At 42.8% G+C, this 19,658-nt stretch carries 16 protein-coding genes; 8 read left to right on the top strand and 8 right to left on the bottom strand.

What is annotated here, in order from left to right; translation table 11 throughout:
* Nucleotides 1-71: 71 nt before the first annotated feature.
* A complete protein-coding gene (locus tag ELZ11_RS18925) occupies nucleotides 72-1,265 on the bottom strand; it encodes an outer membrane protein transport protein (protein WP_137358939.1) in 1,194 nt (397 codons plus the stop codon).
* Nucleotides 1,255-3,474: a lipase gene (locus ELZ11_RS18920; protein ID WP_244291685.1), complete on the bottom strand. Its 2,220-nt coding sequence runs from the start codon at nucleotides 3,472-3,474 to the stop codon at nucleotides 1,255-1,257. The genes ELZ11_RS18925 and ELZ11_RS18920 overlap by 11 nt, the downstream gene beginning before the upstream one ends.
* Before the next feature lie 447 nt (nucleotides 3,475-3,921).
* Here ELZ11_RS18920 and ELZ11_RS18915 point away from each other — a divergent pair, with 447 nt between their 5' ends.
* From ELZ11_RS18915 to ELZ11_RS18885, 7 genes are all read left to right on the top strand, one after another.
* Nucleotides 3,922-4,572, top strand: a complete 651-nt coding sequence (locus tag ELZ11_RS18915) for a winged helix-turn-helix domain-containing protein (protein WP_137358938.1) — start codon at nucleotides 3,922-3,924, stop codon at nucleotides 4,570-4,572.
* Nucleotides 4,565-5,047 (top strand): hypothetical protein, encoded by a 483-nt coding sequence (locus ELZ11_RS18910; protein ID WP_137358937.1) that lies wholly within the window; start codon nucleotides 4,565-4,567, stop codon nucleotides 5,045-5,047. Before ELZ11_RS18915 ends, ELZ11_RS18910 begins: the two co-directional genes overlap by 8 nt.
* Before the next feature lie 137 nt (nucleotides 5,048-5,184).
* Nucleotides 5,185-6,225: a helix-turn-helix domain-containing protein gene (locus ELZ11_RS18905; protein ID WP_137358936.1), complete on the top strand. Its 1,041-nt coding sequence runs from the start codon at nucleotides 5,185-5,187 to the stop codon at nucleotides 6,223-6,225.
* A gap of 206 nt (nucleotides 6,226-6,431) precedes the next feature.
* A complete protein-coding gene (locus ELZ11_RS18900) occupies nucleotides 6,432-7,760 on the top strand; it encodes a metal-dependent hydrolase family protein (RefSeq protein WP_137358935.1) in 1,329 nt (442 codons plus the stop codon).
* A gap of 77 nt (nucleotides 7,761-7,837) precedes the next feature.
* Nucleotides 7,838-8,500: a DUF3299 domain-containing protein gene (locus ELZ11_RS18895; RefSeq protein ID WP_137358934.1), complete on the top strand. Its 663-nt coding sequence runs from the start codon at nucleotides 7,838-7,840 to the stop codon at nucleotides 8,498-8,500.
* 50 nt (nucleotides 8,501-8,550) lie between these two features.
* Entirely contained in the window at nucleotides 8,551-9,777 is a 1,227-nt protein-coding gene (locus ELZ11_RS18890; RefSeq protein WP_137358933.1) for a carbohydrate porin, read from the top strand.
* A gap of 509 nt (nucleotides 9,778-10,286) precedes the next feature.
* Nucleotides 10,287-10,826 carry a DUF3332 family protein gene (locus ELZ11_RS18885; protein WP_137358932.1) on the top strand — a complete coding sequence of 180 codons (540 nt, stop codon included), beginning with the start codon at nucleotides 10,287-10,289 and terminating at the stop codon, nucleotides 10,824-10,826.
* A 70-nt stretch (nucleotides 10,827-10,896) separates the two neighbouring features.
* On the opposite strand, the gene ELZ11_RS18880 is transcribed toward ELZ11_RS18885, so the two are convergent.
* The 6 genes from ELZ11_RS18880 to ELZ11_RS18855 form a co-directional block, all read right to left on the bottom strand.
* A complete protein-coding gene (locus ELZ11_RS18880; RefSeq protein WP_137358931.1) occupies nucleotides 10,897-12,543 on the bottom strand; it encodes an amidohydrolase family protein in 1,647 nt (548 codons plus the stop codon).
* 115 nt (nucleotides 12,544-12,658) lie between these two features.
* The gene (locus ELZ11_RS18875) at nucleotides 12,659-14,416 is read right to left on the bottom strand and encodes a phospholipase D-like domain-containing protein (RefSeq protein ID WP_208746720.1); all 1,758 of its coding nucleotides are present in this window, start codon (nucleotides 14,414-14,416) and stop codon (nucleotides 12,659-12,661) included.
* A 22-nt stretch (nucleotides 14,417-14,438) separates the two neighbouring features.
* Nucleotides 14,439-15,098, bottom strand: coding sequence for a potassium channel family protein (locus ELZ11_RS18870; RefSeq protein ID WP_137358930.1), 660 nt, complete (start codon nucleotides 15,096-15,098; stop codon nucleotides 14,439-14,441).
* Nucleotides 15,099-15,100: 2 nt separating this feature from the next.
* On the bottom strand, nucleotides 15,101-16,162 hold the full coding sequence (locus ELZ11_RS18865; protein WP_137358929.1) for an AI-2E family transporter: 1,062 nt from the start codon (nucleotides 16,160-16,162) through the stop codon (nucleotides 15,101-15,103).
* A gap of 28 nt (nucleotides 16,163-16,190) precedes the next feature.
* Nucleotides 16,191-17,210, bottom strand: coding sequence for a DUF2955 domain-containing protein (locus tag ELZ11_RS18860; protein WP_137358928.1), 1,020 nt, complete (start codon nucleotides 17,208-17,210; stop codon nucleotides 16,191-16,193).
* Nucleotides 17,200-18,327, bottom strand: a complete 1,128-nt coding sequence (locus ELZ11_RS18855; RefSeq protein ID WP_137358927.1) for an HlyD family secretion protein — start codon at nucleotides 18,325-18,327, stop codon at nucleotides 17,200-17,202. Before ELZ11_RS18855 ends, ELZ11_RS18860 begins: the two co-directional genes overlap by 11 nt.
* A gap of 276 nt (nucleotides 18,328-18,603) precedes the next feature.
* On the opposite strand from ELZ11_RS18855, the gene ELZ11_RS18850 reads away from it, so the two are divergent.
* Nucleotides 18,604-19,608: a helix-turn-helix transcriptional regulator gene (locus tag ELZ11_RS18850; RefSeq protein ID WP_137358926.1), complete on the top strand. Its 1,005-nt coding sequence runs from the start codon at nucleotides 18,604-18,606 to the stop codon at nucleotides 19,606-19,608.
* Nucleotides 19,609-19,658 lie beyond the last annotated feature (50 nt).

Raw genomic sequence — 19,658 nt, 5'->3', positions numbered from 1 at the left:
CAGCTATTAGTTCAAGTGTGGGCTCAATGTCACTATTGAGCCCATTGTGTTTAAGTTTTTAAGTGAAAGGGTTAGAAACGATGTTGATATTGGAGTCCAAACAGCAATGCATTGGCAGTTACGTCTGCCGTCACATTGGTTACCGAAGTCACCTCTAGGCTCTCATCAACTTGATCATTTTCACCGACGATGAAACCAAGCCCAAGATCGACAGAGCTAGAAGCGGTTAAATGGTACGTTCCGCCGACTGTGAACCAATGACGATTTACATCCGGAATAGACAAAGACGTCACTTCATCAACTGGTGACAAGTCATACATATAACCAGCGCGTAACACTAAGTCTTTCGACATATTATATGTACCGCCAATAGACGCATGACCAGCATCTTTCCACTGATAGTCTTTGATCGAGTCAGTATGAGAAGGAGACGTCAACGAATCAAACTCAGACCACTGTACCCATTGCAAGCTATAGTGAACCGCCCATTGTTGGTTAAGCTGATGCCATCCAGAAAACTCTAATGTATCAGGCAGAGGGACATTCATTTTATCGGCAGGAATCCCGCCTTTGGTGATATCCCCTTCGACTTCAATATCCGGGCTATAACGATACGTTAATCCAAAGCGATTACTCTCGTTAACCTGGTACGTAGCGCCAACATTTGCGCCTAGGCCAAAGCCATCTGCATCAACATTTAGCAGTTGTTTGTCCTGACGCTGAATCTCACCTTCACCATAGATAACGTCTAGCCCTGCACCAAGGTTGACCTTGTCAGATAATTCATAAGCTAATGCAACACCCACATTTACACTGGATAGAGCTGTTTTCCCCCCAAACTCTGTAGCTTCAAAAGAATCATCGAACTCGACATCAGTACCGAAGTTAGAATGAACAGTCGCGCCAAGAGTGACTTTCGAATCAGTAAGTGGATGAACGTAGTGTAGGTTTGGAACCAACGTGCCAGCACTTAAATCCTGATCAGCCAAAGACTCTGTTGGCCCCGTGTTTGGTGTGTAACTGATGTCAGATACATCAACAGCACTGTCGATATAGATGGCGCCTACAGACAGCATTGGCTGCTCGATATACGCCATCGCCGCGCTATTTTTGGCAACGATTGCTGCGCTATCAGCCATAACCGCATCACCAGCAAATGCCCTACCAAGCCCCGTCGCAGACTGGGCATTTAACTGGAAACCAGCGGCATTAGTAATGCAAGGTACAAGCAGCGCAGCAGTACCAAATACAAGTTTATTCTTCATTTGCAGGCACCTCTGTTTCGATGTGATCTTCATTAGTAATTACAACTTCCACACCTTTACTTTCGACCATTGACGCAACGGCAACCTGCTGCATATCTGTAGCCTCAGTAACAAACTCAAGTTCAGTCACTCCGTCACTCACTTCATCCGTGCGGCTAGGTAGAGTTGGCAAGCCATTTTCGTCAACTGGCCCATCGTAAGGGAATAGATAGGTACCGTGCCCGCCTGTAGTTGCTCGAATAACCCTTCTAGAGTCCGTGACAGATTGGGTAATACCCGTGCTACCCGTTATCGTCTTTAAGCCGAGCGCTTTTATAAGAGGATCTGTTCCTGTTCTGATATTATTTGGATCTGAATTAGGAATAACTACATCTGCCGCATAATCAACACCAACATCACATGTCTCGCCACAATCTCCAACAGCAGCAATCGCCAATGTCGGTTGATCATTTTCTCTTTGACGAGATACAAAGCTAGCCGGATCGGAGCTGTCGATAGTGGCTTGTACACCTTGCTTTAAACCAGTCTCAAGCAGAGCAAAGATATCGTCTTCCAACTGTTGAACTAATCCTTTATTTTCTGGCGATTGGTCAACAAATTCTTCTAAAGCCAAAATACATTCTTCATTGCTCGCTTCAGGCGTACAAATATCTGGGAGTACTGTCTCTGCAATTGCGCGCTGAACGTCGGGAGACTTTTTTACGCCTTCTGACATTTCTGGGCCAAGGGTTTTGGAAGCCAAAGTCAAGTTAGTGAGTCCTTGCCCAGGAACAACGAAGTTCACGGTTTCAAATTCGAAACCAGTATTAGAGTTTTGATCGTCCCAACTGAATTCGCTCACCATCACCGACATGATTCCACCCAGTGATTGCCCAACCAAATGGATATTCTGCTTGTCGACCCAATCTTCGAAATTTAACGCATAACGCAAGCCAAGGTTGTCTGAAACAGACTGTTGTAAGTTAGAACGTAGCGCGAGCGGGGAATCAATATTAATATAGTAAGCTTTATTTGCTCTGGCGCTGATCTCATCGTATTTACACTTATTGCGCTCCCACTCACCGCCCTCACAACGCACTCGCTCACCGTGATAAGGTAAATCGATTGCAACAACGGCGTAGCCTTTCCTGGTATAATCTTCAGCCATCAGAGACGCGTTACCTTTTTCACCAGTAACACCGTGAATAAAAATGACCACTGGGAGTTTGTCTACTTTATTCCAGTCTGCTGGTGTGTAGATATCTGTTGTAATAATTTCAGACTCAATGACCTTAGGAAGGGGATCGGCAGCCGTCGGAAAACCGCCACTTTCAGTGGTGATCCATTCATATAGCGGTGGGCATGACTCTTTCATGTCAAACCTATCCACTGCACAGTCAACTTCACGATCTTTCGTAAAAGGCAAGTAAAAAGGTATTTTTAACTTTTGTGTGTATAAATCATATTTAGCCCCATTCTCATTATCATCAACCAAGATAATCTCTCTTGAGAACTGAGTACCCTCACTAATATGATTCTCTCTCATCGCATCTAATGGTGCATAAGAGCTTTGAGTTTTAAATTGCGCTGCGTAAACAGGATTTCCATCACCTTTAAATAGAGAGATGGCTTTAGAAACCTGCCCCGCTAAATCAATATTATTATGGTCATCAAAAGGTACAGGTGAAGTTAATAGCTCTGTAAAACTAGAATCTGCTTTTAATGACTCACCAAACTCAGTTTTAACTTCATCTGTTACAACTATAAAATATTCGGTATTTTCCTCTAGCCCTGACTCACATTGTATAATTACATTTGAACCGTCAGAGCTTAGTTCTGTAGGAATTTCATTGCCGTCAGAATCCATAAGTACCACGTTACCTTCAAGCGAATTTTCATCTAAAGGAAAACGTTTATTTGAATCTATACTTTGTAATGGAATTAAGATTGGCTCAGCACATAGCCCCCAGCCATCTAAAGCGGCGTAAGAATTATTATAATCCTGATAATAAGCATCAAAATCTGACGCTAATGCTGCGGTCGGTTCACCCACACCAGAAATAGTGCCATCATTATCGTAGCCATAACCATCATTAGGTTTAGGCAATTCTTGAATGTTATAAGGAACAAAAACCGAGACAGGGTCATTGCTAGATTCATCATCGGACTGACAACCGAATAATGCGATGGCCATTAGTCCATATAAATATGACTTATTATAATTAAACAAAGCGTATCCTTTTTTATTATCTAAGCATTTAGCGATGCGACAATAGGGTCTTGTTATTGGAGAGACTGTCGCAGGCTCGAATTTAAAGTGACTTGCCTTTCAGGTTTCATAAAGGGTTTAGTACATTCGATTTCGATACTGCGTACTTGAGTAAATCACCTCATCGTTTTAGGCATTTGCCCAACAGAAACTGTGCAAGAGTTTTGACTACTTTTCCCACACCCACTAAATCAGCTTCATGCGTTAATGATCTAATAACCCGCCCCCTCAGACACCTCAAACACCCTCAAACAACCTCAAAAACATTTATCACCAAAGCTCAATGAGCTATAATCCGCCTTTAGATTTAATTACTTAGCTCATAAATATCTAATCTCCTTCTTTGTTTATATTTCTACTCACATTTGTTATATTTCAGTTAGAACACTTACCACCATGAGAACAACAATGTCCGCTGAATTTATTGTCAATGATGATATCCAGGTTGATTTAGCCGAGAGCGAAATCCACCACATTAAGACAGGACGCACCTACCCAATCGGTTCTAACGAATCTGAACTCTTAAAGTTCTTTTTTGAGCATCCAAATGAGGTAATCACCCGTCAGGTATTAATCGACACCGTATGGGTTTCCAAAGGAATATTTGTGGAAGATGGTAGCCTGATGCAAACCATCTCTATTTGCCGAAAAGCACTAGAAGACAAAAACGGTTCTATTATCGTGACAGAGCGCGGTAAGGGCTATCGCTTTTCTGGTGACGTGAAAGAAGGAAGAGCAGAAGCGACTCAAGAAATAGAGCAAGCGAGTGAACAAGTTGAAACTAAAAAGAGCTCGAAGACTCTGATTATTGCTTCATTAATATTTATTGCTTCTGCAGTTGCTTCGCATTTTACTTTCAATCAGATAAATAAAAGCGTAAATAAATCAGAATTAGTTGAAAGCTATTACTTAACTTGTACTTTAGATTCAGATGAGCTGTCATTTAATAAACTATACAATGTGACTCTATATGAATATAAGGATCGCAAAATAATCATAGACAGTGAAGGAAAATCACTAAGCTTCCCTAGAGAATTTGAAGGAGTAACTTGTGAATAATCTAAATAAAACATTACTTCTTTCTGCTATTTCTGGAATTGTATTTGGCTGGATAAGCACATTTGTAAACAAGCCTGAATTAAAAGGCCACTACTTAGCGAATGCCGCCACGGTTATTACTCCGGAAAATAACGAGATATACAATCAGTCATCAATTAATTTAGAGTTTAAGAAGAATGACAATTATGACTTACTTTATATTTCATCTAAACAGGTAGGGTTTACATCATCAGGAACATACCATATAGACAACCATGGTATTTCTCTCGATGAAGATACACATGAACAAATTATTCCTAATCGTGAATTATCTTTCTATGAGAAGGTTTTAATTAGTGAAGGCTCTGTACTTTCTTCAGACTCGATGGAATACGTTCCACTGAACGACAAAGAGTTTTTACTGATTACGCAATTTAGCATGCTCCACTTTTGCGAAAAGGTAGCCTGTTCTGAACTACCCAACTACGCCCAGTAGTTAAGCTTTTCCCCAAAGTCTACACGTAGGCTTTGGGGCCCTCTCCTTGCCAAACCATTAACACTCCTCTCATACCACTAGACTGAGCGCCAATAGTCGATTATAAAATAAGTAACTTTGGCTAAATCGTCTGTCTCATGTCGCCTACTTCACAGCACACTCACACCCCAAAACACGATATCGTTCATGTCGTAGAAAGAGAACATGTCGAATTTTTCGTAAGTTTATTTAAAGAGATTGATGAAAACATCTACTCACTCCTTAAAGAGTCAAAAATTCCCGGAGATATCCAATCTCCTCAAAGCGATTACTCTCATGTACCGGAATCCACACTCAAAAACTTGATGCAAGTACTGGGCAGTAAAACATCCAGTGAAAACTTCGGAGTATTAATCTGGAGTGCATGCAAAAACGTCTACATACCTAAATTTGTTTCTCAACTTACTCAAGGCCACTCTTTAAAGGAAGCCTTAGACGAGTTTTCAACACATTTAAAAAAGCACTCCAGCAACGCCAAAGTGTATACCCAATACGCAGGGGGAAAATGGTGGTTAGTAAGAGACAAAACCGGAAGAGATGAAATTTGGTTTAAGTATGGGGAAATGTTCTCTGTCGTCTTCATGTCTGAGTTATTAAGAACACTGACCAATCACAAATGGCAGCCTAGTGAGATCGGAATCACCAGTGAGGAACATCAGGATTTCGCTCGACTCCCTGAGCTGTCTAACGCACAGTTTTTTACGGGGCGGGATGTGACTGCGCTGCACATACCTACGGCATTAATGAAAGCGCCGGTGAGCCAAGTTCGTAAACGTCCTTCTACGGCCGACATTTCAAAAACGGCAATAACAGGTTTCTTACCCTCCTTTAAACTTGCAGTTAAACCATACCTTTCGATGGGAAAGCTCCCTATAAAAATGGCATCTCAGATCCTCAATATTAACGTCAGAACGATTCAAAGAAAGCTCGAAAAAGAAAGCGCGATTTACAGCGAAGTCATTGAAAGTATGGTACTTGAACAAATGATCGAGCTAATTAAATGTGATTCACTTCCCATAACCGTAATCGCAGCCAGAATGGGCTATTCTGACTCTGCTCATTTTACTCGAGCGTTCAAACGCTTGACCCATATGACACCAAGTCAGTATCGAAAATCTATCATTTCGAAAAAATCATAAAATTCACTTCATTTTCGGCTCTTAATGTCACCAAATGGCAATTATCTCTCCTTGATGAATGCCAATATTACTCCTAAGTTAATGAATGTTAGCAATGAGTTACATATGTTTCATATTGACTCACGCTAGCTTCGTAACACTGACAATAGTATGGATTGTTACGCAATGCGGATCACCCGTGCGTATGGATAATTAAAGGTGTCTAAATGAAACACAAGAGTCTTAAGATTTCAGCCCTCGCAGTGTCATGCTCTTTAGCTTTCTCAGTTAATGCAGCATCCACTTTGTTTACCAACGTTGATATCTTCAATGGTACTGACAACAAACTTTATGAAGATCATCATGTTTTGGTTGTCGATAACAAAATCACCAAAATTTCTGAGTCACCTATCGAAATGGCCGATGCCACTGTCGTTGATGGTCAGGGTAAAACGATGATCCCTGGTCTTATCGATATGCACTCTCACCTTTGCTTTCAAGAAGGTATGCTCGTAGGCCGAGATGATTACGACCAAATGGCGATGGGTGCACGTACTTATGTCTCTATGCAGCAATATCTTGAACAAGGTTTTACAACAGCGCGTGACACTGGCTGTAACGTTCTGGGTGTAGCGAAAGCTGTAAACAATGGCCTAATCGACGGCCCACGAATCTTCCCTTCTGGTGGCTTTATTAGCCAAACTGGTGGCCACGCCGATACCGGTAGCTTCAATGACCAACCAGGTGCAGTTGACGATCTAGAAAGACATGGCGTGGGTTATATCGTAGATGGTAAGACAGAGGTTCGACGCGCGGTTCGCCAGAACCTAAGAGCAGGCGCGACTCAAATCAAAGTGATGGCTGGCGGTGGCGTTGCAAGTGAATTTGATCCGATCCACATGACTCAAATGTCGGTAGAGGAATTAGAAACCGCAGTTGAAGTTGCAAAAGACTACGGCACTTACGTTACGGTTCACGCTTATCACGATCGCTCCGTTAACCGTGCGATAGATGCAGGCGTCAGAACTATAGAACACAATTTCCTAGTTTCTGAAGACACAATTAAACGCATGAAGAAAGAAGGCGTGGCATTGTCAGCACAAGCGGTTATGTCACTAAAAGCATTCGCAGATCCTGAATCGATTACTTTCTTTAGCCCAGACCAAAAAACAAAAGCAGCCAGCGTATACGAAGGCGCATTGCAAATGTTTAAGTGGGCGAAGAAGCATGAACTATTGGTTGTAACTGGTGGTGATATGTTCGGCCCTGCTTACAACATGGCTCAAGCAGAGAACATGACCTACATGCAAAAGGCAGGCTTTACCCCGTTCGAAATCATGAAGATGGGCACATCTAATGCTGCAGAAGTATTAAGCTGGAGTGGCGGTATGAACCCATACAAATACGGTTCACTCGGTAAAATCGAAGCTGGTTCTTACGCTGATTTAATTCTAATTGACGGTAACCCTCTTGAAGATATTGAAGTGCTTAATCAATACAAAGAAAAGTTCCAATACATCATGAAAGACGGGAAAGTTTACAAAAACACCCTGTAATACCAAACGAGAGTAGGTAGCCCCTACTCTCGCTATTTTCAACATCTGTTATTTTCATTTTCTATGGCTGTTTGAATATGATTTCTTTAAGTCGCAAGCTTTTCTTAAGCGCAATATTTTCTATCATTCCACTTACTTCTTTCGCCAGTGATATCGCTTATACCTATTGGGAAGAACTAAGACCAAATGTCGCTACGATTGAAGACCCTTTCAAATCTTTAAACGTAAATCAAGTTGATGACTTAGCATACGTCGCTAAATATTTGCAGGCTAAGAGTGACCCAAATGGATCACCTTCCGAAGAACTTAGAAAGGAGTATGTTGAATCTAAGGCTCGCTTAGAAAAAGCCAATGTCGATATTGAACATTTGCTCTCTTTGCGTGAACAAATCACCGCTCAACGTAAAGTGTTAGCGACCCAAGTAAACAATGAGATTTTGGACGAAACTCACCGCGTTCCAGGATATATCACTCCTGTCGACTTCGACGGTTCTAAGGTCACTAAGTTCTTGTTCGTACCAACTGCTGGGGCTTGTATACATACCCCGCCTCCTCCTGCCAACCAAATGATATTAGTCAACTATCCACAAGGTATCGAAGTGGAGTCACTTTCAACGCCAATGTGGATTGAAGGCAAGCTGACGAGTAAACGTTCCAACCTAGACATTAGCTATGTCGACGGTGAAGCAGAAGTTTCAACGCTTTATTCAATGAACGCTGCAAACGTAGATTTTTATTAGAGCCAAATAGCTCAAGCAGACATAACAAAAACAAATACAGTGGTGATAAAATGCATCGTTTCCCTAAAGTTCTATATTCTCTACTTCTCCCAACCATTAGTTTTGGCGCCTTTGCCGATACAAACTTCGGCGGCCCAGATGCCGTAGACAACACCATTGCAGATAATGCGAGGCAGAAACAAACTTGGCGAGAAAGCTTGGCATCTCAGCAAAACCTAACGTTTGGTTTGGATTATCAAATCCTCGGCTTAACCGCGACTGATCCCACCTCCGGTGGCGACGAAGAAGCCTCTGCTGGTGTTGCTCGCTTCTATGGCTCATGGAATCTCATCGGATTAGAGTCAGGGAATACTGGTGGTCTGGTTTGGAAAGTTGAACACCGCCATTCCTACAGTGATTTATCACCTAAAGAGTTTGCATTTATTGGTAACGGGTTAGGCTATGCTGGAATGATTGGCCCAGCATACAGTGACCAAGGCGGCAGATTAACCAACTTGTATTGGAAGCAAAAGCTCAATGGTGGGAAAACATCGTTTATGGTCGGTTATCTAGACACCACAGACTATGTTGACACCTATGCGCTCGCTAGCCCTTGGACTGGCTTCACCAATCTGGCCTTTAGTACCGGTGGCGGAGCCATTGGCCTACCAGACGACGGTATTCTTGGTCTTGCTGCTGGGCATATGCTAAATAACAACTTCTACATTGTCGCAGGCGTTGCTGACGGTAAGGGAAAATCAGATGAGCCTGGAGACGGCTTTGACACCTTGTTTAACGATCACAAGCTGTTTACTACGTTTGAATTTGGTTGGACGGCCTCACTAGAGCAAATATACACCGACAACATTCACGTAACGGCATGGCATTTAGATGGTGGAACTCAACACAACCTGACTAACACAGACAGCGGCCAAGGCATCAACTTTTCAGCTAGCTATTTTGCCTCACCTCAACTCATGCCCTTCTTACGTGGCGGTTTTTCTGAAGGTGATGTGGCGCTTTACGACAAATCGATATCCGCAGGGATTGGCTACTTTGGATTAGCGGGTGAAGGTAACAATCTAGGTTTCGCACTTAACTGGAGTGAAGTGAATGAAAATTTGTCTGATGCTTATGGTGTTGGCAACTCAACTCAAGTGACGTCTGAGATCTACTACAACATGGCACTCAACAACTTCATCCAAGTGACGCCTGACATCCAATACATAAAAGATCCTGCATTTTCTACAGAATCGAGTACTTGGGTCTTTGGTATTCGCGCTCGCATCTTTATCTAGCTGCCACTCCTAAATTCTTTTACGCCAGAGATATTGGCTCTGGCGTAAAATGATAATCACAGAAACTCTTCCTCAAGTACCATTACAACGAAACCTACTTTTACATAGGCAGGATGCCCCTACTTTTGGAAATATTATGACGTTCAACGATTTCAAACATTCTGACTTATATTACGTTGTTAAAGGCGCTGGAGAATTGATCACTTCTGTTTCGAAGTTTCTGCTTAAATTCGTCACGTTACTTTTTAAAGGCGGTGTCTGGATAAGCAAGAAGGTGTACTCCTATGTCATGAAGTAGCGCAGCTTCCCTCTGGTTCACACCACTTCGATTCAACTAAAGCCAAAAGCCTTCAATATGATTTTGAAGGCTTTTTTCATTTCTAATCGCTTCACCACGTAAAATGTCTCCAATGTTCGCCATGGCGTAAAATGGTAAGTATCCAAACATAAACCACACCATAATAAGTCCCAAGCAAACACATAACTTTAACTTATATTTGGAAAGTAAAATGAAAAAAGTATTTATCAAAACTGTAGGCCTAGCGATTCTTGCATCAGCTCTAACAGGTTGTGTTGGTAGTAATGCAGTAACAGGGAAAGTTATGGAATTCAACGTAGAAGTGGTAGATAACCGTTACGCAAGAGCTGGTGTTAACTTACTTCTAGCACCCGTTTACGGTATCACTACTGCGGTCGATTACGCCCTATTTAACTCATTAGAGTTCTGGACAGGTAAAAACCCAATCAACGGTAAACCACACCTGTTTGATTCAAAAGTAGACACACAATTTAAAGTCAATGATGAATTAGACCCATCACTAACTGACGCGCCAATCGCACCGATTTCCAACAATCGCACGATTGAAAGCGGCCAAATGAAGCAAGTAGACGAAAATACGATTCAAATGGATATCGTATACAACAACGGTGACACTGGTGTGTTAACTGGTGTACGTGATGGTGAAGACGTTAGCTACTTCATTGACGGTGAATTGGTATCTCAAACGACTATTTCACAGCTAGAAGCCCTTCAGGCAGAAAAAGCCTAAGCGACTAAGCACTGAATAAAAAACGACCCATTGGGTCGTTTTTTATTTTCACGCTAACTAAAACCTATGGTTAGTCATGAATATGAGGGAAGTCTAGTGACAGCAAATCTTCTAGATACGCGGTTTTTTCTAGCGGAACCCAACGACCCTTTTCCTCGACGTCATAGCGAATTGGTTGACCCGGAGTTTTATCTAGCTGAACGACTGAATCATCAACCACAATAACACCGTTTACCAACACGTAAGGGATGCCAGTAGATGGTAAGCCATTCTTCCCTAACACATAATCAGCATTATCTTGAATGCTTTTAGGGTCGAAGATCGTAATATCAGCGACCATGCCTTCTTGCATGCGCCCACGTTCTTGCATCGCTTTTAGCCCTGCATCGCCTAAATGCTTTGCCGACCAATAACTGTTCTGGGCAATCGTCTGCATTAATGGGACATTATTATCACGTGCGATAGCAAATGAACGCGCATGTGACCCCGCCGTTCTTGGGTGACCAACATAGTCTTCATAAGGCGCATCGACTTCTAACCACTTACCATCAATATCGACACCAGGCATGCCATCACCTGCAACTACCATGTGTGGTACTTCCGTAAACATCGCCATCCATTTTTCCTTAACCGGGAAACATAAAATGATGGTGTAGCCTGGATCTTTTGCTAGCTGGGCTTTATACGTTTCAACCGTATACGGTTCACCTGTACGCGGGTCCTTCATCTGGTCATAACCGGTGCCAAGTAACTTCATGCCTTCAGGTTTAAGGAAATCCGAGCCGATCGTCGAAGAGCCACAATGGTATGGGTAGTATTCGGACCAAACGTTCTTACCTTGGTCTCGAAACAATTGAGCATGCTCCTCAATTTCCCACCAGCCAGCATTGTTGTTATGGCTAAAAAGTACAGGAGCATCGAGCGCCATACCGTTAACTAGTTGTTCAAACGCGCCTAACGTTCCTTCATAAGGCGGAGTCGCATTACCAAGTAAGCGCACATGGAAGCTGCTCGCTCTACCATAATTCGCCGCGACCTTTTGGTAATTGAACACTTCTAGGGTGCTTGCACCTTTTGCCATGTAACCCATCGTCGAGCCAGCGGTTAGTGCACCCTGACGAAACTCTTCGTCAGCGATGGCCATAATTTCGTTGATTTGCTCTAAGCTCGATTGAGTCTCTGCCCAATCAGGAATGTCGTTTTCTTCGTAAGAGCCCCCACGCAGTGTTGCTAACATATCTTTAGCATCAACAGGCTCAGTAATATCCATTTTGTCTAACACTTTCATGCGGATCATTTCGTGGGACACAGCCGCGCCATAGTTCACCAACCACTTTCCTTCACGCTCAGCATAGAACCCAGCAACATTCAAATTACCAGCTTCTAAATCCAGCGGGGTCGTTACACCGTCACGAAGGCCAATTTTGGCATTCCACGCTAAACCATGCCCGTGGTTCTGTGTATCGATAAATCCAGGCGAGACAACATGCCCTGTAGCATCTATCACCTCTACGCCACTGATCGCTTTTTCGGTTATCGAAACGATTCGTCCATCCCTCACCCCAACGTTTCTAACTGCGTCAAAGTTTGTTTCGGGATCCATGACTCGACCATTGAGAATCACAACATCGTAATTCTGCGAGTCTGAGCTTTGCAATAACTGACTACAACCCGTTAAGCCAACGGTAACGCATATGGCTACAAAGAGCTTTTTCATATGATGTCCTTATTATATGTTTATTGACCTATTTGACTGCCGTACCGAAAACTATCGGTACATGGCAATATCATTTGAAAGTGAACGAGTAAGCCTATTCGCCCAATTTTCAACGTTAGAATTGGTATTTCAAACCCGTAGATTCGAGTAAGTTGTACAACTCTCTTTGATTGTTGGTGGTTGTTCCTTTCATTCCACCTTGTTCTCGCAGTTCTGCTCGCATTTGAATCCAATCCGCGCTGCCCCAGCGAGTTGAATAAGACTTAAGAAGATCAAACTCTTGGTTCAATTCTTTAATGAGCGTTGGCCCTTTTAAGAAAAAGCCTACCTCATTGTTGTACAGCAATGAACGAAAATCTAAGTTCGTTGTTCCAACAAATGCACTTTCATCGAAAATAAGAAACTTAGCGTGTAGTTTGCCGTAATGCTTGTTCCCGCCAAGCAAAACCGAATCTTTCTTGCCTAGTTGGTAGAAATGAATTCTTGGGTGATTAATCACTGCCTGCCACGCTTCAGACTTTAAGAATTCAGAGTTCAACTCGTTAGCATCCAAATCGCTATCTAACCATTTAGACTTAATATCCTCACCCATCAACATGGTGGGTACAGTGTGCATATCAATGACAGCTTGTGTGAAAAAGTTATCGCTCGTCAAAGCTGAATTGGTGATGATTTCTATGGTTCGATTTGGATCTTTGTCTAGCCAAGCGAGAGTTGTATTTAAGTCTTCATCGAGAACCCCTTCATCTTTAAGAAGTTCGGATTGTAAGAACAGATATGGAGAAACGACTCTGATAGTTTGGAAATCAGTATTTGAATACGCTGCTCGCGCCAAAATACCGCTTATTGAATTGGCATTAGCACGCTTATTAGTACTGTAATTTTTTACGATATCAGTTGCGTTGAGGTTATCTAGTTCATGAGCGAATTTAGTTTCTGTCAGAGAAAACCCTGTTGCTAAGTAGGCTTCCATATTTTGGTAGGATGTTTCAAACACCTTTGATGACTTCAAAGTTACTAACGCAGATTCCAGCTCAGACATATCTCGGTTATACGACAAAATTGTCGATAGTTTTTTATTGCCCGGTTTAGAAAATAATACCGAATAGTAATACTCAGACAACTGCGCTGGTGAACTGTTTCGAGTTGCTCCGTTGGTAGGTTTAACGATGATCTCAATGTCTTTAAACGCGTTCCTATCGAGAGCCCCTTGTTTAGTAAGCCCGTAGTAATCAAGCGAGACATTACGCCCACCTGTGACTACCCAAGCCTTATCATGGTATGCACCGTCTACTATCAATAACTTATCATGCGAGCGATTATTTATCCTCGATTCGCCATCCGTTAGCGCATTGAACACTACTGCTTGGACTCGCGCGCGTTGGTCCGTTTCGACACCCTGTTTATCTTTTACATATCCCGCACTTTCGGCACACTGCATTAGCCCCTTAAGGTTCGAATTGTTCATGCTGAAAGATCCTAAACTGTCGACCATCATTCTTACGTCGACACCTCTTTTAACTGCATTACAAAGCGCACCTTGAATCGCTTCTCCAGCAAGGTCGTGGGCAAAAATATAGTAAGTAAGATCTATGGTGTGCTGCGCGTGTTCAATCAAATATATTTTTGCCGCTAAGCTATTCACGGCATTCTCTGTACTGGTACCAATCACTTTTACCATCGCAGGTTGCACTGGCAGTTCGTTTTCAGATACCAGTTTGATGTAATCCAGTTCTAGCTCATCACTATCACGCCATCGGCGCGCTTCCATCAGCTCTGCCGTCCATTCATCATAATGCGACGGCACCGGGGCTTGAACACTTGTACACCCTTGTACAAACAAGATGATTCCGAATAACGCTAACTTTTTCACTCTCACTCCTTGAGGGGTACAACTAGTGCTGGGTTGACTGGTTTAAACGGCTACTCACTAAACTCGCGACCATGATGGCCAGATAGAAACTGCCCAAAATCGACTCTATAAATACAAAGAATCTTGGAATCGGTAATGTAGGAGAGATATCGCCATAACCGACGGTTGTTAAGGTTATAAAACTGAAGTAAATCGCTTCGAATAGATTTTCGATCCAAGGTTTCGCTTCGATTCCATTGAAAGCTTGAGGGAACAGTTCGATTTGAATTAAGTGAATGATTGCCCAAGTCACGCCAAACAGTAAGTAAATACAAATCGAACCAACAATTTGATTTTTGCTCACGTAGTTAGTCAGCATGACTTGTTTCAAAGCTGTATAAGTGTGTGACAACAAGAAGAATAGCAGCGCACCCAGCGTCACTAATGATAAGTCATAATCTTCAAAAAAAGAAAACACGCCAGAAATGGCAGCCAAGCTCAATAAGAAACCATACCAGCTTCGGTAAAATGTCTGTTTGCGGTTCACGCCAACAATCGACACTGCTAAGCAAATGATGATAAGAGCCAAAATCATCTTTTGGCCCCCAGCAAACATTTGCTGCATCACCGCGCTACTGAACAGCAAACCGAGCAAAGCAAAAAATAAGAAGTAAAAGTTGTCGTCTTTAGACACTTTTTTCATCGTTACTTCCCTTCGGCCTCGCCGTTTAGCCAAACAGTGAATAGCTGATAACTCAAACTCAGAACCACTGCCCCTACGAATAATCCAACGATACCCGACATTGCCATTCCCCCTAATGCACCCAATAAGATGACCAGCATAGGAATGTCAGAACCTCGGCTAAGTAAGACAGGCTTCAATATCGCATCACTACCGCTTACCAAAATACACCAAACTAAGAACAGTACAGCTGTCGTGGTTGTATCTACGCTAAACACATAAATGATCACAGGTAACAGCGCTAAAATAGGTGGTAGTTGAATAATGGCAACCAGTAACACCAGTAGCATCCATAATCCAATAGCAGGCACGTCAGCGAATACCATCCCTAAACCAGCAAGAACCGACTGAATAACCGCAACGCCTATTACCCCTTGCACGACACTGCGGACGGTCGTTTTAGAAAGCGTCGTCAAATCTTCACCATGGTCACCCGTTAAACGAGTTGCCACTAACACGAATGCACGCTCACATTTATCAGCGTTTGCCATGAATACGCCAGCAATGATCGTCGAAATAATAAATTGAATGAAACCGCCGCCCAACGATCCAACGATACCAGCGGCTTTGCTGACAACCGATTTAACTTCTTCACCGTAAGTCACCAGTACGCTTTCTAAATTCGAAGAAAGCTGAATACCAAATGCGTATACCTTATCACCGACTAACGGCAGATCTTTCAGGCTCTCATTTGGTTTGGGAAACGAAATGGTTCCATCCTGCAATCCAACGACAAGCTCAGAACCACTGGTATAAAGCCCGGTTGAAATCGCGATTAGCGGTATCAGCAATAGCATTACGCCAATGAAGGCTAAGATACCGCTTGCTTTGCCCACACCAATACCAAACTTACCATTTGCCCACTGTGCAATCGGATAAAGCGCCGTGGCGATAATGCCCCCCCACACTACCAATAAAATAAATGGTTGGAGGATTGAGAAACACCAAAGCACAAGAATCGATATAGCACCGATCTTAATGAAAGCGTCGATAGCTTGGTTTGAGAAATTGTTATCAAGCTTCATAAAAGCTCCTTGTTAGATAGCACGCGCATTAAGCCTGTACCTTGAGAAATTTCCAATTGCGAGTTTCTAAGAAGAAAGAGACCACAATCATATAAATACCGATAAGGAATAACTGGAAGATTCGAATGAACATATTGCTGTCGATGTCGCCGGAACTCATTAGAGTGCTGCCAAGTAACACTAAAACCGTGCCAAACGCTGTGGCAAAAATTGGCGCTTTCTCAGGCTTTGTATAGATTTGTGTCGCCATCACTATTGCCACCAGCGAGATAAACAGTGTGTAAAATAGAATGTTAGGCACAACACTCAACACAAAGAACACTCCAACCGCTAAAAGACCACCAATACTGTTACTAATGATTAGAAAAGCACTTAACTTGACTGATTTTTCCCCCGTTATCATGAGTGATAACAATGCGATAAACATCATGGTTAATAGCGCTTCAGAAATCTGAAAGACAAAAAAGAAACACACCACAGGAAATGAAATGATCATTGCTCGAAACGCAGCGTACCAGCGTTGTTGCTTAGTCATCGGAGGCTCTTGATAACCAGTAAATGTCGACTCAGGTTCAGGGAAATAGATATGAACTAATGCGAAAATGATGACCGCGACCACACCAGAGCTCGCGAGCCCTGTCGCCAAAAACACCGATATTCCAGGGTTTGAAATCGCCATAAATGGCAACATTAATACCGCAATGATTAAGATGGTTGCGAACAGGTTCCATTTCGGATCAGTAAATAAGTAATATCCCCATAACATCATCAACCCGATAATGATCAACATTGGGATCGGGTACTGAGTAATACCGTTAGAAAGAAATAACCCAAGTACCATAGTAGCCACCATCGCAATGGTCAGTTCGTAGATGGTTTCTTTGTTAAGCTCAGGCTTATCAACCAAAAACTTAGCCACAAAAACTGGCGCGACAAACGCTAACGGCCAATCTATCCACGCCGCTAGAAACACCGCTACCCCGACTGCGACGGTATAACGGATGATCTTAGTTTGAATTCGAGTATTCTCGATCACGCTATCGGACATAAGACATAAAGCTCACGAAACGAATCCATAACTTACCTAGCGTATTGAAAACAAAGTTATCACCGCTATAAACAATCACATCCGCTTGGCCACCAATACGCAGTAACCCTGTCGTTTGGCTATGATCGAATTCGATCGAAATCGGCAGCATTTGAGTCTGACGTAGCCAGCCCGTTTGATTATTTGCCTGTGCTAACTTACCCGCTTGGTTATCTTGCCCCCAGTCAACACCCCAGTCGACACTGGTCACGGTGCCTTTAATAATCTTGCCTGGTGCGAAATCTAACGCTACTTCTACTTCATCGCCTGCTTTGATGTTGCCCAAACTGTTTTCACGAAAATACGCTTCAATCCAAATGCTTTCAGTTGATACGAATGTCATCATCGGTTGCCCTGCTGACGCAAAAAATCCTTCAGACAGACTAAAGTTAGACACACCGCCAGCAGTTGGTGCGCGAATCACCGTTCTTTCAAGGTTGATCTGCGCTTGTTCCAACGCCAACAATGCCGCTTTGATTTGGCTATTGTCTTCACCATCCGCGCCCAATTGACGCTTAGACTTTTCTAGATCTGCTTGTGCATTCACAACATTGGCACGCGCAGTGGCCAAAGTCGCGCGCGCTTTATCAGCATCAGATTGTGACACCACACCGCGCTCAGCCATTTCTAGAATACGTGCAGACTGAAGTTTTACGTTTTCCAGTTCGACATTCGCACTGGTTAATCGCGCTTGGGACGAAGCAATCGCTGCAGTTTGAGCGCCAACATTTTGCCCTGCAATCTCTAGGTTTTGCTCTGCTTGCTTAACCGCAATTTCGTAATCGGCAGGATTCAGCTTCGCCAGCACATCGCCCTCTTGAACCGGTTGGTTTGGTTGAACCAAGATATCCAATACTTGCCCCGATACCTGAGGCTTAATAGGCACGACATAACCTTTCACTCGGGCATTGTCCGTTGAAGGAATAATTCGGTCTGAAATAATGCTGAACACTAACAAAACCATAACGGTACCGAGGAGGTAATTGGTTATCTTTCTTACTTTGTTGGGTTCGTTTTCGGGTTGTTCTTCTGGGGTTTTTAATTCTTCTTGTTTGAGGGGCTCGGTCTTTTCCGTCATATATTTACCTACTGCTATATCTGAATCCGTTCACTAACTATATGTATAGTCGCTAATTGGTAAAATTAGAATGAAACTCATAAAAAATTTCTTATTATTTAGTACTTTATTTATATAAGAGGTAGTGCCGTCTAACATACTCTTAATGCATATATTGAGAAACACGCCGCAAAAATGTTGCAAATATGAATATATATGATGTGCTAGTGTGAATACTTACCATTTTACGCCAAACCGATTATGCTTGAAGCTCAGGAAGAAAATTAAGGGACAGGAATGCCAAACAAAACGACACCGCAATTACCAATGATTCGGACAGGCTATACCAAGATTCTACTTGAGGTATTTTCTAGCCACGGCATTAATGCGCAGGAACTGCTGCACGACTCAGGGTTACCACCGGATTTGTTTGTCACTGACAAAGATTATTTACCTGTCGAACCTGTAAAGCGCTTAGTTTATTTACTTTCATCGCAAGTCGGTGTGAACAACTTCAGCGAATTATTACGCCTAGCCTTTCGCCAGCGCATTATTCCGCAAGTCCTTAGAAACTTTGATACTTCCTCAACCGTCAAAGATGCACTGGAGAACATTAACGTCATTTTTGCTCACGACTCACCGGGCAGCAATATTACGTTTGAAAATGAATACGGAAGATATTGGTTTTGCCGAACGATGGAATATGAAAACTCGCCGTATTTTATCTGGGGAGAAGTGTTTGCGGTGCTATACATTATCGAACTGATTCAAGCACTCACTAAAAGTGATTGGTTTCCGGAACAATTAAAGATTCAGCATGAAGATGATGACGTAATGCGTTCCGCACTCAATAAGAAGACTCAGCTCTTTATCGCGCAAAGTAAAACCGCGTTACTGATTGATGAAGCCACTCTGAATACGAAAATACAATTAAACCCGTCAGACACAGAACTTAAAGAGCCGCTTGTCGAATGGCATTCAAGTTTTAGTGACAGTGTATTCACGGCGTTGCTTCCATATGTGCGCGAACATTCACTCACAGTCAATCAGGCTGCAAAACTGCTGAAGATGACGCCTAGAACCTTTCAAAGGCGCTTGAAAGAAGAACGTACGACCTTTAGACAAATCAAAGAAAGCCTGATGCTATCCATTTCGTGTGAACTAATGGAAGAAGGCCATACCCTTACTCATATATCAAACCAACTTGGTTACAATAACATTTCGCACTTTTCGCGCGCCTTCAAACGCATCAGTGGCCTAACGCCTAAAACCTATCGTAAGTCGATTTTAGGCTTGCTATAGGAGTTTCGTAACTCCAGCTCGCGTTAGTTTAAAATATCTAGTTGCGTTGG

This window comes from Vibrio profundi, assembly GCF_005281835.1.
Lineage (GTDB): Bacteria > Pseudomonadota > Gammaproteobacteria > Enterobacterales > Vibrionaceae > Vibrio > Vibrio profundi.
The sequence above is the reverse complement of the archived record's forward strand: the minus strand, read 5'-3'. Positions and strand labels throughout refer to the sequence as shown.

Bases quoted from the DNA above. Each gene is read 5' to 3' on its own strand.
- ELZ11_RS18915 (WP_137358938.1), top strand. From the start codon at position 3,922: ATGTCCGCTGAATTTATTGTCAATGATGATATCCAGGTTGATTTAGCC.
- ELZ11_RS18925 (WP_137358939.1), bottom strand. From the start codon at position 1,265: ATGAAGAATAAACTTGTATTTGGTACTGCTGCGCTGCTTGTACCTTGC.
- ELZ11_RS18905 (WP_137358936.1), top strand. From the start codon at position 5,185: ATGTCGCCTACTTCACAGCACACTCACACCCCAAAACACGATATCGTT.
- ELZ11_RS18865 (WP_137358929.1), bottom strand. From the start codon at position 16,162: ATGAAGCTTGATAACAATTTCTCAAACCAAGCTATCGACGCTTTCATT.
- ELZ11_RS18880 (WP_137358931.1), bottom strand. From the start codon at position 12,543: ATGAAAAAGCTCTTTGTAGCCATATGCGTTACCGTTGGCTTAACGGGT.
- ELZ11_RS18885 (WP_137358932.1), top strand. From the start codon at position 10,287: ATGAAAAAAGTATTTATCAAAACTGTAGGCCTAGCGATTCTTGCATCA.
- ELZ11_RS18890 (WP_137358933.1), top strand. From the start codon at position 8,551: ATGCATCGTTTCCCTAAAGTTCTATATTCTCTACTTCTCCCAACCATT.
- ELZ11_RS18870 (WP_137358930.1), bottom strand. From the start codon at position 15,098: ATGAAAAAAGTGTCTAAAGACGACAACTTTTACTTCTTATTTTTTGCT.
- ELZ11_RS18895 (WP_137358934.1), top strand. From the start codon at position 7,838: ATGATTTCTTTAAGTCGCAAGCTTTTCTTAAGCGCAATATTTTCTATC.
- ELZ11_RS18850 (WP_137358926.1), top strand. From the start codon at position 18,604: ATGCCAAACAAAACGACACCGCAATTACCAATGATTCGGACAGGCTAT.
- ELZ11_RS18855 (WP_137358927.1), bottom strand. From the start codon at position 18,327: ATGACGGAAAAGACCGAGCCCCTCAAACAAGAAGAATTAAAAACCCCA.
- ELZ11_RS18900 (WP_137358935.1), top strand. From the start codon at position 6,432: ATGAAACACAAGAGTCTTAAGATTTCAGCCCTCGCAGTGTCATGCTCT.
- ELZ11_RS18860 (WP_137358928.1), bottom strand. From the start codon at position 17,210: ATGTCCGATAGCGTGATCGAGAATACTCGAATTCAAACTAAGATCATC.